The following is a 12,247-nucleotide window of genomic DNA, read 5'->3' as shown; positions in this document are numbered from 1 at the left end:
ATTGGAGCCACCAAGATCGCGATGCAGTTGAGACCCGAAGAGATGTGGAACATGTATACGAGCATCGGGCTCGGGCAGGCGCCAAAGGTCGGTTTCCCGGGCGCGGTGTCGGGTCGGCTGCGGCCGTGGAAAAGCTGGCGCCGGATTGAACAGGCGACCATGTCGTATGGCTATGGCCTGTCGGCGTCGCTGTTTCAGTTGGCGCGTGCCTACACGGCAATTGCGCATGACGGACAAGTGTTGCCGGTCTCTATTTTCCGGACGCCGGGCGACGCGCCCGTGACGGGGCCGCAAGTGTTTGCGCCGACCACCGCGCGTGAAGTGCGCGCCATGCTGGAAACCGTGACGGCGAAGGGCGGCACGTCGCCGGACGCAGCCGTGCCGGGGTATCGCGTGGGCGGGAAGTCAGGTACGGCGTACAAGCACGCGGGCCGTGGTTACGATAAATCGCGGTATCGCGCATCGTTTGTCGGCATGGGACCCATGCCGGATCCACGCATCGTGGTGGCGGTTTCGGTCGATGAACCGACGGCCGGCAGCCACTTTGGCGGCCAGGTGTCGGGTCCGGTGTTCTCGGCAATCGCCGGCGATACCTTGCGTTCGCTGAACATTCCGCCGGACATGGCGGTGAAGCAGATGGTGGTGTCCGATGACCCCGCTTCCGGCACGCCTGCCACCGACATCAAGAAGCCGAACGCGACGAACACGAACGCGAACCAGCCGAAGAAGCTGAAGGTATCGACGAATCCGAAGAATCACCCGGGAGTCGTTCGATGAGCGGTCTGGACTTGGTCAAGCAGCAGGCGCAGATCGCGAAAGCGGTTGAGTGGTTGCGTGCGCACGCGGACGCCAGTGCGCAATTGCATGCCGACTCGCGCTCGCTGAATCCCGGCGATGTGTTTTTCGCCTATGCCGTGGATGGCGCGGACAGCCGTCCTTTTATCCATGCCGCGCTCGAAAAGGGCGCTGCTGCCGTGCTGTATCAGCCGGAGAATTTCACCGGCAAGCCGGACGCGTCGCGTACGCTTGCGGTCAAGGCGCTCAACGAGCTCGCCGGGCCGATTGCGTCGGCGTGGTATGGCGAGCCCACGGAATCCATGCTGGTCGCCGGCGTGACCGGAACGAACGGCAAGACGTCGTGCAGCCATTGGCTCGCAACGGCGCTGTCCGCCTTGGGGACGCCTTGTGCGGTGGTTGGGACGCTTGGAAGCGGTATGCCGGGCAGGCTCGTGCATTCAGGTTTTACGACGCCTGACGCACCGCAGCTGCAACGCACGTTTGCCCAGTTCAAGACTGACGGCGCGAAGGCCGTGGCAATGGAAGTCTCGTCGCATGCGCTGCATCAGGGGCGCGTGAATGGCACGAAGTTCGACATCGCCATCTTCACGAATCTCACGCAGGATCACCTGGACTATCACGGCACGTTCGCCGCGTATGAAGGGGCGAAGGCGAAGCTGTTCGCGTGGCCGGCTTTGAAGGCCGCGGTCATCAATCGTGACGACGCGGCTGGTCGGCGTTTGATTGCATCGTGTCACGGCAGGACGCGAACGATTGCGTATGGAATTGCTGAAAACGCCGCCGGCGCTGATGTAAAAGCCGATGCGTTGCTGCTTGCCAGCAACGTGCGCGCGACCGCGACGGGCACGGCGTTTCACTTGAGTTCCGACTGGGGCGACGCCGACGTGGAAGTTGCGACACTCGGCGAGTTCAACGTGAGCAACCTGCTCGGCGTGCTCGGCGCTTTGCTGGCGGCGCACATTCCGCTCGATGCCGCGCTCGCGCAGATCGCGAAGCTTGAACCGGTGAACGGACGGATGCAACGCCTTGGCGGCCGTTTGCAGAACGACGAGCCGTTGGTGGTGATCGATTACGCGCATACGCCGGACGCGCTCGAGAAAACGCTGGCAGCGCTGCGGCCCATCGCCGAAACGCGTGGCGGTCAGTTGATCTGCATGTTCGGCTGCGGTGGTGATCGCGATGCGACCAAGCGTCCGCTGATGGGTGCTATCGCGGAGAAGAATGCGGATCACGTCGTGATCACCAGCGACAACCCGCGCGGAGAAGATCCGCTTGCGATTATCGATCAGGTTGCCGCGGGGTTTCAGGACGCGTCGAAAGCTCGCCGCATAGAAGACCGCGCGAGCGCGATCCTTCAGGCAATCCGCACAGCGGCGCGTGAGGACGTGGTCGTGCTGGCCGGCAAGGGCCACGAAGCAACGCAGGAAACCATGGGAAAAAAGCGCGCATTCTCCGATCAGGATCACGCACGCCTGGCGCTTGCCGCTCGCGCCACGCAAGCGCGCGGAGGTGGCGAATGACGCTCTTCACATTACGCGACGCCGCGTTGCAGATTCCGGGCGCGATCGTTATCGGCGATGAAAACATCGCATTCGACCGAGTTTCCACAGATAGCCGTACGGCGGGTCCGGGCGATCTGTTCATCGCGATCAAGGGCGATCGTTTCGATGCCCACAATTTCCTGCCACAAGTGGCGCAGCGCGATATTGCGGCGGTGTTGGTCACGCGCACGCCGGACAATTTCACCGTGCCTGCGATCAAGGTCAGGGACACGCGGGTGGCGCTCGGCGCATTGGCTCACGGCTGGCGCAAGCGCTTCACGATTCCGCTGATCGCAGTCACCGGTAGCAATGGCAAGACGACGGTCAAGGAAATGATCGCGTCGATCCTCGCGGCGGCTGTCGGCGAAAACGCGCGGCTTGCGACAGCGGGCAATTTCAACAACGACATCGGCTTGCCGCTGACGTTGTTTCGTTTGAACGAATCCCACAAGCTGGCGGTGATCGAGCTCGGCATGAATCATCCGGGCGAGACGGAAACGCTCGGGAAGATCGCCGCACCTACGGTCGCTGTCGTCAACAACGCGCAACGCGAGCATCAGGAATTCATGGCGACGGTGGAAGCGGTCGCGCTGGAGCATGCATCGGTGATTCACGCGCTGGGCGCCAACGGTACGGCCGTTTTCCCCGCCGACGACAAATACGCCAGCATTTGGCGCGTCGCCGCGACCGGCAATCCAATCATGGATTTCGCCTTACATACGGATGCGTCGCAAAAGGAAGCAGCAGTAACCGGCAAGCTGGTTGGCGCGACACTTGAGATCAACACGCCGCAAGGTTCGCTCGAAGTCGCGTTGCAAGTGCTGGGCGAACACAACGCGCGCAACGCGTTGGCGGCTACGGCTGCCGCTATTGCCGCGAACGTTTCACTCGATGCCGTCAAGCGCGGGCTCGAAGCATTTAAGCCGGTCAAGGGCCGCCTGCAAGTGAAGCGCGCGGTGCTCAAACCGATCGAAGGCGCAACTGTTATCGACGATACGTACAACTCGAATCCCGACTCCATGCGCGCGGCTATCGACGTGCTTGCGTCGCAACCGTCGCCGCGTGTGCTGGTCATGGGCGACATGGGCGAAGTCGGCGATCAGGGCCCGGCGTTTCATCGCGAAGTGGGAACGTATGCGGCTGAACGCGGCATCGACGTGCTGTACGCACTCGGCGATGCCAGCATCGATTCAAGCAAAGCCTTCGGCCTGACAGGGCAGCATTTCAGCAATATCGCCTCACTCATTGCAGCACTCACCGGCGCCGGCTTCGGACCCGACGCCACGTTTCTCGTGAAAGGCTCGCGCTTCATGCAGATGGAACGCGTGGTGGACGCCGTGACGAGTCCACACCAACCCGCAGCGGGCACAACGCCTGCTGCGCACTGAAGAAGAAGGACCAGCATGCTACTCGCACTCGCGCAATGGCTTCAGAATGACGCCAGTTTTCTGCGCGTGTTTACCTACCTCACGTTCCGCGCTGTCGGCGCGACGATCACGGCGTTGTTCGTCGGCCTCGTCTGCGGCCCGTGGGTGATCCGCAAATTGACCTCGCTGAAGGTCGGTCAGGCCGTGCGTACGAACGGCCCGCAAACGCATTTGGTGAAGTCCGGCACGCCGACCATGGGTGGCGTACTGATCCTGTTGGGTATCGCGTTTTCGACGTTGCTCTGGGCCGACCTGACCAATCGCTTCGTGTGGATCGTGATGCTGGTTACGTTCGGCTACGGCGTGATCGGCTGGGTCGATGATTACCGGAAAGTCGTGCATAAAGACCCGCGCGGAATGTCGTCGCGGGAAAAGTATTTCTGGCAATCCGTGATCGGGTTGTTCGCCGCCGTGTATCTCGCGTTCAGCGTGTCGGAGGCGAACAACGCGCGTGTGTTCGACTTGTTCATGGCCTGGGTGCGTAGCGGTTTGTCGATGGGCTTGCCTGCCCGCGCCGACTTGATGCTGCCGTTCCTCAAATCGATCAGCTATCCGCTTGGCACGTGGGGCTTCATCGCGATGACGTATCTGGTGATCGTCGGTTCGAGCAACGCGGTGAATCTCACCGATGGCCTCGACGGTCTCGTCATCATGCCGGTCGTGCTGGTGGGCGCATCGCTTGGCGCGTTTGCTTATGTGATGGGTAGCTCGGTGTACTCGAAGTACTTACTGTTCCCGCACATTCCCGGCGCGGGCGAATTGCTGATTTTTTGTTCTGCAATGGGAGGCGCGGGGCTCGCGTTTCTCTGGTACAACACGCACCCCGCGCAAGTCTTCATGGGCGATGTCGGCGCACTCGCGCTCGGCGGCGCGCTTGGGACCATCGCCGTGATCGTGCGGCAGGAAGTCGTGCTGTTCATCATGGGCGGCGTGTTTGTCGCGGAAACGGTGTCCGTGATGATGCAGGTCAGCTATTTCAAGTACACGAAAAAACGCTTCGGAGAAGGGCGGCGAATCTTCAAGATGGCGCCGCTGCATCACCATTTCGAGTTGTCGGGATGGAAGGAAACGCAGGTCGTCGTGCGCTTCTGGATCATCACGCTGATGTTGTGTCTGTTTGGTTTGTCGACGCTGAAGTTGCGTTGATTTTTAGTTGGTCGGGAAAAGGTAAAGCGATGTTTGGCGAGAAGTTCTTTGATCGGCAGAGTCCGATGGTGCTTGTGCTGGGGCTCGGTGAATCCGGCCTCGCGATGACGCGATGGTGCGCGCGTCACGGGTGCCGTCTGCGCGTGGCCGATACCCGCGCCACGCCGCCAAACCTGTCGGAACTCGCAGTGCATGGCATCGATGCAGACTTTGTCGGCGGTGAATTCACGCCGGCGCTGCTCGATGGCGGTATCGAGATTGTTGCAATCAGCCCGGGACTGTCGCCTCTGGCTGATGATTTGAGGCCGCTCCTCGACGCCGCGCGGGAACGCGGCGTCCCTGTGTGGGGCGAGCTGGAATTGTTCGCGCAAGCGTTGAAGTCGCTTGGCGCGAACGGCTACGTGCCGAAGGTGATCGCTATTACGGGTACCAACGGCAAGACCACGACGACCGCGCTGACCGGGTTGTTGTGTGAACGTGCCGGCAAGACCGTGGCGGTGGCGGGAAACATCAGCCCGGCGATGCTGGACAAGTTAAGCGAAGCAATCGACAACACCGCGTTGCCCGATGTCTGGGTGCTGGAGTTGTCGAGTTTTCAGCTTGAGACTGCACACTCGTTCGCGCCGGACGCTGCTGCAGTGCTGAACATTACGCAAGATCATCTGGACTGGCATGGCGGCCTCGACGCTTACGCTGCAGCGAAGGGCCGCATCTTTGGTGAAAAGACCGTGCGCGTGTTGAACCGTGACGACGCGCGGACCATGGCGCTGGGATCGGGAAATCCCGCGCTGGTGGTGACGTTTGGTCTGAACGAGCCGAAGCGTCTCGGCGATTACGGTCTGCTGCGCGAGAACGGTATTGCATGGCTCGCGCAAGGCAACGACCGCGATCTCAGCGATGAACCCGCGCCCACACGCCGGCGTAAAAGCGATGTCGCGGCTGAGCCGAACGTGTATTCGAAGCGCCTGATGCCCGTCGATGCACTGCGCGTTCGCGGTCTGCATAACGCCGCGAATGCGCTGGCGGGCTTGGCGCTCGCACGGGCTATCGATTTGCCTTTGGCTTCCCTCCTTCACGGCTTGCGTGAATATCACGGCGAGCCGCATCGCGTGGAAGTGATCGCGCAAATTGAAGGCATTGATTTCGTCGATGACAGCAAAGGCACGAATGTCGGCGCGACGGTCGCGGCGCTCGATGGCCTGGCCCAAAAGACTTTGCTGATTGCGGGTGGCGACGGCAAGGGCCAGGACTTTTCGCCGCTTGCGGCGCCGGTCGGGCGTTGGTGCCGGGCGGTGATGCTGATTGGCCGCGACGCACCGCGCATTCGCGAAGCGCTCGCGGAAACGGACGTGCCCTTGCACGACCACGCGACGCTCGAAGCCGCGACGCAAGCAGCCGCGCTTTTGGCACAGCCGGGCGACGCTGTATTGCTGTCGCCTGCGTGCGCCAGCTTCGACATGTTCAAGAACTACGCACATCGCGCGGATGTATTCCGGCAAGCGGTGGCTGATATTGCGGCAGAACGGGGAGTGATGCTATGAGCTGGTCCGAACGCTTTGGCTCGAAACTGACCGGTCAACGCAACGCCGTTGCCAACGACAGCGCCACGCTCGGCGGCCGCGCATCGCGCACGGGCGGCGTGGGCTCACTGGGTGGCATCGGTGCGCGTGTGGCTGAGCGGGCGAGTGGTATTTCAAGCGCGGTGAACGGCGTGACGCCAATTCGTTCGCGCATGCTCGACTACGACTACTCGCTGCTGTGGGTGACGATCGCGCTGCTCGGGATAGGGGTCGTGATGGTGTATTCGGCATCCATCGCCATGCCTGATTCGCCCAAATATGCGCAGTACAAAGACTACTTCTTCCTGGTGCGTCACCTTGTATCCATCGCAACGGCTGTCGTAGCGTCGATCATCGCGTTCAAGATTCCGGTGTCCACGTGGGACAAGTACGCGGCGAAGTTCTTCCTGTTCTCGTTGTTCCTGCTGGTGATCGTGCTGATTCCGCACATTGGCAAGGGCGTGAACGGCGCGCGTCGCTGGATTCCGCTCGGCATCACGAACATGCAGCCGTCGGAAATCATGAAGCTCGCCGTGACGATTTACGCGGCCAACTACACGGTGCGCAAGCAGGAGTTCATGCACAGCATCGGCCGCGGCTTTTTGCCGATGGCCGTTGCCGTCGGTTTCGTCGGCGCGTTGTTGCTGCTCGAGCCGGACATGGGCGCGTTCATGGTGATCGCGGTGATCGCCATGGGTGTGTTGTTCCTTGGCGGCGTGAACGCCAAGCTGTTCGGCGGCCTGGTGGCAACGGCCGTTGGCACGTTTGCGCTGCTCGTGTGGGCATCGCCGTGGCGTCGTGAACGGATCTTCGCTTACCTCGATCCGTGGGATGACCGCTATGCACAAGGCAAGGCGTACCAGTTGACGCACTCGCTAATCGCGTTCGGCCGCGGCGAATGGTTCGGCGTGGGACTGGGCGGCAGTGTCGAGAAGCTTAACTACCTGCCGGAAGCGCACACCGACTTTATCCTCGCGGTGATCGGCGAGGAACTCGGGTTTGTCGGCGTGCTGATCGTGATCCTGCTGTTCTACTGGATCGTGCGGCGCGCGTTCGAAATCGGCCGTCAAGCGCTCGCGCTCGACCGGACATTTGCCGGTTTGATGGCGAAGGGTATCGGCCTGTGGTTCGGTGCGCAGACCTTCATCAACATGGGCGTGAACCTCGGTCTCCTGCCGACCAAGGGTCTGACGTTGCCGCTGGTGAGCTACGGAGGTTCGGGCATCTTGCTGAACTGCGTCGCGCTTGCGGTGCTGATGCGCGTGGACTACGAAAACCGGGTGCTCATGCGCGGAGGAAAGGTATGACGGTTTCGACGTCATCTCGCGCAGGCACGCTGATGGTGATGGCCGGCGGCACCGGGGGACACGTGTTCCCGGGGCTCGCGGTCGCTCACTGGATGCAGGCGCGCGGCTGGCGTGTCGTGTGGCTCGGCAATGCGTCGGGCATGGAAGCGACGCTTGTGCCGAAGCACGGTATCGCGATGGAATACGTGCGCTTTGGCGGCGTGCGCGGCAAGGGCATCAAGACGAAGCTGATGTTGCCGGTGAACTTGCTGCGTGCATGTTCGCAAAGCCTGCACGCGCTGCGCAAGGTGAAGCCGGATGTAGTGCTCGGCATGGGCGGATACATCACGTTTCCAGCGGGTTTGATGTCGAAGCTGAGCGGCACGCCGCTCGTGCTCCACGAACAGAATTCAATCGCGGGACTGGCGAACAAGGTGCTCGCGCATGTGGCCAAACGCGTGCTGGTCGCGTTCCCGAATGCGCTGCCGAATGCTGAATGGACCGGAAATCCAATTCGTGCGGAACTTGCTGAGGCTTTGCCACCCAAAGAACGCTACGCCGCGAGGAATGCAGATGCTAAAGCGCGTCTTAACGTTCTGGTCGTCGGGGGCAGTCTGGGTGCCGCCGCTTTGAATGAAACCGTGCCGAAAGCGCTTGCGTTGCTCGACCCCGCGATGCGTCCGCGTGTCGTGCATCAGGCGGGCGCGAAGCATATCGATGCGTTGAAAGCGAACTACACGGCGGCGGGTTTGACATCGGAAGAGGACGTGCAGCTCGTGCCGTTCATCGACGATATGGCGAGCGCCTACGCCGCAGCGGATCTTGTGATCTGCCGCTCGGGTGCGATGACCGTATCGGAGATCGCGGCCGTTGGCGTGGCGGCGTTGTTCGTGCCGTTCCCCTTCGCCGTCGATGATCACCAGACCACTAACGCCGCGTTCCTCGCCAATGCGGGCGCGGCCCACTTAATACAACAGCGCGATTTGTCGGCGGAAAAGCTCGCTGGCTGGTTGCGCGAACAGACTCGCGAGACGCTTGCCTCGATGGCCGAGAAAGCGCGCGCTTTGGCGAAACCCGACGCGGCTGAACGCGTTGGCCGGGTCTGCGCCGATGTAGCCGGCTTGAGCGCGCTGATACAAGCGCCGAAGGAAATCCAGCCATGAAACATATCGTCAAACACATTCACTTTGTCGGCATTGGCGGCGTGGGGATGAGCGGCATCGCGGAGGTGTTGCTCAACCTCGGCTATCAGGTCAGCGGTTCGGATCTGACGAGCAACGGCATAACCGACCGCCTCACCACGCTGGGCGCACGCGTGGCGATTGGGCATCGTGAAGAGAATATTGACGGCGCGAATGCCGTGGTCGTGTCCACCGCCGTGCGCTCCGATAACCCCGAAGTGCTGGCCGCGCGCCATCGCCGGATTCCGATCGTGCCGCGCGCTGTGATGCTCGCGGAACTGATGCGGCTGAAGCAGGGCATCGCGATTGCCGGCACGCACGGCAAGACCACGACTACGTCGCTGGTCGCAAGCGTGCTGGCCGCGGGCGGACTCGATCCTACGTTTGTGATCGGCGGACGGCTGATCAGCGCGGGCGCGAATGCGCGGCTGGGTACGGGCGATTTCATCGTGGCTGAAGCCGATGAATCGGACGCATCGTTCCTGAATCTTTTCCCGGTGATCGAAGTCATCACGAACATCGATGCCGATCACATGGACACCTACGGCCACGACTTCGCGCGGCTGAAACAGGCGTTCATCGAGTTCACGCATCGGTTGCCGTTCTATGGCATCGCGGTGCTGTGCGTGGATGATCCGAACGTGCGTGAAATCCTGCCGTTTGTATCGAAGCCGATCATCCGATACGGCCTGGGCGCCGAAGCGCAAGTGCGCGCGGTGAACGTGGAAGCCCACGACGGCAAGATGCATTTCACGGCGTTGCGTGAAGATGCATCTCCGTTGGACATCGTGCTGAATCTGCCGGGCACGCACAACGTGCAGAACGCTTTGGCCGCTATCGCAATTGCGACTGAACTTGAAGTCTCCGATGCCGATATCCAGAGGGCACTCCAGGAATTTACCGGCGTAGGCCGGCGTTTCCAGCGCTACGGCGAAGTGAACGTGAAAGCATCCGAAGGCGGCGCGTACACGCTGATTGACGACTACGGCCATCACCCGGTCGAGATGGCTGCGACGGTTGCAGCGGCGCGCGGTGCATTTCCTGGCCGCCGTCTGGTGCTTGCGTTCCAGCCGCATCGATACACGCGCACGCGCGACTGCTTCGAAGACTTCGTGCGGGTGCTGTCCACGGTCGATGCCCTCGTGCTCACCGACGTCTATGCGGCAGGCGAAGCGCCGATCGTCGCCGCCGATGGCCGCGCGTTAGCGCGTGCGATTCGCGTGGCAGGGAAAGTGGAGCCGGTGTTTGTTGAAACAGTGGATGAGATGCCGGACGCGATTGCCACGCTGGCACGCAATGGCGACGTAGTGATCACGATGGGCGCGGGTTCTATCGGCGGCGTGTGCGGCCGGTTGACGACACAAGTTCAGGATTCGAAGGTTTTGAAATGACGAGTAACGCGACGAGCAATGTGAGCGCGAACGCGATCGACCCGAAGGCGTTCGGCAAAGTGGCCGTGCTGCTTGGCGGGGAAACGGCTGAACGCGAGGTATCGCTGAATTCGGGGCGTCTTGTGCTGCAGGGATTACGCGATGCCGGCATCGACGCGCATCCGTTCGATCCGGCGGAACGGCCGTTGGCCGAGTTGAAGTCCGAAGGGTTTGCGCGCGTGTTTATCGCGTTGCATGGCGGCTATGGCGAGAACGGCCAGTTGCAGGGTGCGCTCGATTTTTACGGCATCAAGTACACGGGTAGCGGTGTGCTTGGTTCGGCGCTCGGCCTCGATAAATTTCGCACGAAGCTTGTTTGGCAACAAACCGGCGTGCCCACGCCGCCGTTCGAAGTCGTGATGCGCGGCGACGACTACGAAGACGCGGCGCAGCGGAGCATTGCGAGGCTCGGCTTGCCGCTGTTCGTGAAGCCGGCGAGCGAAGGATCGAGCGTTGCCGTGATCAAGGTGAAGAGCGCGGAAACAATGGTGCCGGCGCTGATCGAAGCGGCGAAGTTCGACAAGATCGTGCTGGTCGAGAAAAGCATTGAAGGCGGCGGTGAGTACACGTGCTGTATCGCGGGCGACTTGGACTTGCCGATCATCAAGATCGTGCCGGCCGGCGAGTTCTACGACTACAACGCGAAGTACATCGCTGACGACACGCAATACCCGATTCCCTGCGGCCTGACGCCCGCCGACGAAGCGCGCATGAAGCAGCTTTCACGCCGTGCTTTCGACGTGCTCGGCTGCACTGACTGGGGGCGCGCGGATTTCATGATGGACGGCGACGGCAATCCGTATTTCCTGGAAGTGAACACCGCACCGGGCATGACGGATCACTCGCTGCCGCCGAAAGCGGCGCGAGCGGTCGGGATTAGCTACAAGGATCTGGTGGTGAAAGTGTTGTCGTTGACCTTGCAGGATTGAGACCGGGTTTGGAACGTAAAGAACATGTGGAATAACGCTCGCCAGTTGAACCTCACGGCCAACGCACTGCACGTATTGCTCGTGTTCGTGCTGCTTGGGGCCGCCGGTTACTGGGCGATCCAGCGGCCCGAGTTCCGCCTGCGCGAGATCCAGATTGACGGCGACACGTTGCACATCAATTCACCGACCGTTCGCGCGAGCGTGGTGGGGCATTTGAAGGGCAACTACTTCACTGTCGATCTCGATGCAGCACGCACCGCGTTCGAACAGATGCCGTGGGTGCGCCACGCGAGCGTGCGTCGCGTGTGGCCGAATGCGCTGGCGGTGACGCTGGAGGAATTCAAGCCGCTCGGCACGTGGGGTACGGATCAACTGGTGAGCGTGGACGGCGATCTGTTCACGGCAAACCAGGGCGAGCTCGATGACGACCTGCCCGCGTTCGAAGGGCCGGATGGATCGGCGAAAGAAGTAGTAGCGCGGTATCACGATTTCACGAAGTGGTTTGCGCCGCTTGATGCGCATCCGGAAGAAGTCATCTTGTCGCCGCGATATGCGTGGACAGTGAAGCTTTCCAACGGCACGCAGATCGAATTGGGGCGCGAGCGCAATCAGGACACGTTGTTTGATCGCAGCCGACGGTTCGTGGCGGCGTGGTCGGCGGTGACGGGGCGGTGGGGAAATGACATCGAGTACGCGGATTTGCGCTATCCGAACGGCTTTGCAGTCAAGGCCGCCGGCATGCGCTTCATCAGCGACACCGACAAAGCGAAGAAGTAAGCAGACATCACAGGCAATGAGCACCCTATGAGCAAAGACTACAAAGACTTGCTGGTCGCCCTCGACATCGGGACGTCGAAGGTGGTGGCTATCGTCGCCGAATTGAAAGGCGAAGGCCACTACGAGGTGATCGGGCTCGGCCAGAGCGACTCGAAGGGATTGAAGAAGGGCGT

10 protein-coding genes and 1 pseudogene are annotated in these 12,247 nt (G+C 61.6%); all 11 read left to right on the top strand.

The annotated features are described in order from the left end of the window. The coding region (locus JWR14_RS36650) for a penicillin-binding transpeptidase domain-containing protein (RefSeq protein WP_299719351.1) at positions 1–777 on the top strand (777 nt) is incomplete at its 5' end. Then, a complete protein-coding gene (locus JWR14_RS36645; protein ID WP_299719349.1) occupies positions 774–2,318 on the top strand; it encodes a UDP-N-acetylmuramoyl-L-alanyl-D-glutamate--2,6-diaminopimelate ligase in 1,545 nt (514 codons plus the stop codon). The genes JWR14_RS36650 and JWR14_RS36645, both read left to right, overlap by 4 nt. After that, on the top strand, positions 2,315–3,727 hold the full coding sequence (gene murF / locus JWR14_RS36640; RefSeq protein ID WP_299719347.1) for a UDP-N-acetylmuramoyl-tripeptide--D-alanyl-D-alanine ligase: 1,413 nt from the start codon (positions 2,315–2,317) through the stop codon (positions 3,725–3,727). The genes JWR14_RS36645 and murF overlap by 4 nt, the downstream gene beginning before the upstream one ends. 15 nt (positions 3,728–3,742) lie before the next feature. Beyond that, complete coding sequence (gene mraY, locus JWR14_RS36635; protein ID WP_089162472.1) at positions 3,743–4,912, top strand: phospho-N-acetylmuramoyl-pentapeptide-transferase; 1,170 nt, start codon at positions 3,743–3,745, stop codon at positions 4,910–4,912. Positions 4,913–4,941: 29 nt separating this feature from the next. Further along, a complete protein-coding gene (murD, locus tag JWR14_RS36630; RefSeq protein ID WP_299719342.1) occupies positions 4,942–6,453 on the top strand; it encodes a UDP-N-acetylmuramoyl-L-alanine--D-glutamate ligase in 1,512 nt (503 codons plus the stop codon). Further along, positions 6,450–7,778, top strand: a complete 1,329-nt coding sequence (gene ftsW, locus JWR14_RS36625; protein WP_299719339.1) for a putative lipid II flippase FtsW — start codon at positions 6,450–6,452, stop codon at positions 7,776–7,778. The genes murD and ftsW overlap by 4 nt, the downstream gene beginning before the upstream one ends. Further along, complete coding sequence (gene murG / locus JWR14_RS36620) at positions 7,775–8,920, top strand: undecaprenyldiphospho-muramoylpentapeptide beta-N-acetylglucosaminyltransferase (protein ID WP_299719337.1); 1,146 nt, start codon at positions 7,775–7,777, stop codon at positions 8,918–8,920. Before ftsW ends, murG begins: the two co-directional genes overlap by 4 nt. Beyond that, the gene (murC, locus tag JWR14_RS36615) at positions 8,917–10,329 is read left to right on the top strand and encodes a UDP-N-acetylmuramate--L-alanine ligase (RefSeq protein ID WP_299719334.1); all 1,413 of its coding nucleotides are present in this window, start codon (positions 8,917–8,919) and stop codon (positions 10,327–10,329) included. The genes murG and murC overlap by 4 nt, the downstream gene beginning before the upstream one ends. Then, complete coding sequence (locus tag JWR14_RS36610) at positions 10,326–11,297, top strand: D-alanine--D-alanine ligase (protein WP_299719332.1); 972 nt, start codon at positions 10,326–10,328, stop codon at positions 11,295–11,297. The genes murC and JWR14_RS36610 overlap by 4 nt, the downstream gene beginning before the upstream one ends. A 24-nt stretch (positions 11,298–11,321) precedes the next feature. Beyond that, positions 11,322–12,074, top strand: coding sequence for a cell division protein FtsQ/DivIB (locus tag JWR14_RS36605; protein ID WP_299719330.1), 753 nt, complete (start codon positions 11,322–11,324; stop codon positions 12,072–12,074). 27 nt (positions 12,075–12,101) lie between these two features. Next, positions 12,102–12,247, top strand: a pseudogene (locus tag JWR14_RS36600) (cell division protein FtsA); the annotation flags it as partial.

The sequence above is a fragment of the Caballeronia sp. genome, assembly GCF_028292365.1.
In the GTDB taxonomy this organism is placed as follows: Bacteria; Pseudomonadota; Gammaproteobacteria; order Burkholderiales; family Burkholderiaceae; genus Caballeronia.
The sequence above is the reverse complement of the archived record's forward strand: the minus strand, read 5'-3'. Positions and strand labels throughout refer to the sequence as shown.

What these genes read in the sequence shown, in the direction of transcription:
- JWR14_RS36645 (WP_299719349.1), top strand. Translation starts at nt 774, where the DNA reads ATGAGCGGTCTGGACTTGGTCAAGCAGCAGGCGCAGATCGCGAAAGCG.
- murF (WP_299719347.1), top strand. Translation starts at nt 2,315, where the DNA reads ATGACGCTCTTCACATTACGCGACGCCGCGTTGCAGATTCCGGGCGCG.
- mraY (WP_089162472.1), top strand. Translation starts at nt 3,743, where the DNA reads ATGCTACTCGCACTCGCGCAATGGCTTCAGAATGACGCCAGTTTTCTG.
- murD (WP_299719342.1), top strand. Translation starts at nt 4,942, where the DNA reads ATGTTTGGCGAGAAGTTCTTTGATCGGCAGAGTCCGATGGTGCTTGTG.
- ftsW (WP_299719339.1), top strand. Translation starts at nt 6,450, where the DNA reads ATGAGCTGGTCCGAACGCTTTGGCTCGAAACTGACCGGTCAACGCAAC.
- murG (WP_299719337.1), top strand. Translation starts at nt 7,775, where the DNA reads ATGACGGTTTCGACGTCATCTCGCGCAGGCACGCTGATGGTGATGGCC.
- murC (WP_299719334.1), top strand. Translation starts at nt 8,917, where the DNA reads ATGAAACATATCGTCAAACACATTCACTTTGTCGGCATTGGCGGCGTG.
- JWR14_RS36610 (WP_299719332.1), top strand. Translation starts at nt 10,326, where the DNA reads ATGACGAGTAACGCGACGAGCAATGTGAGCGCGAACGCGATCGACCCG.
- JWR14_RS36605 (WP_299719330.1), top strand. Translation starts at nt 11,322, where the DNA reads ATGTGGAATAACGCTCGCCAGTTGAACCTCACGGCCAACGCACTGCAC.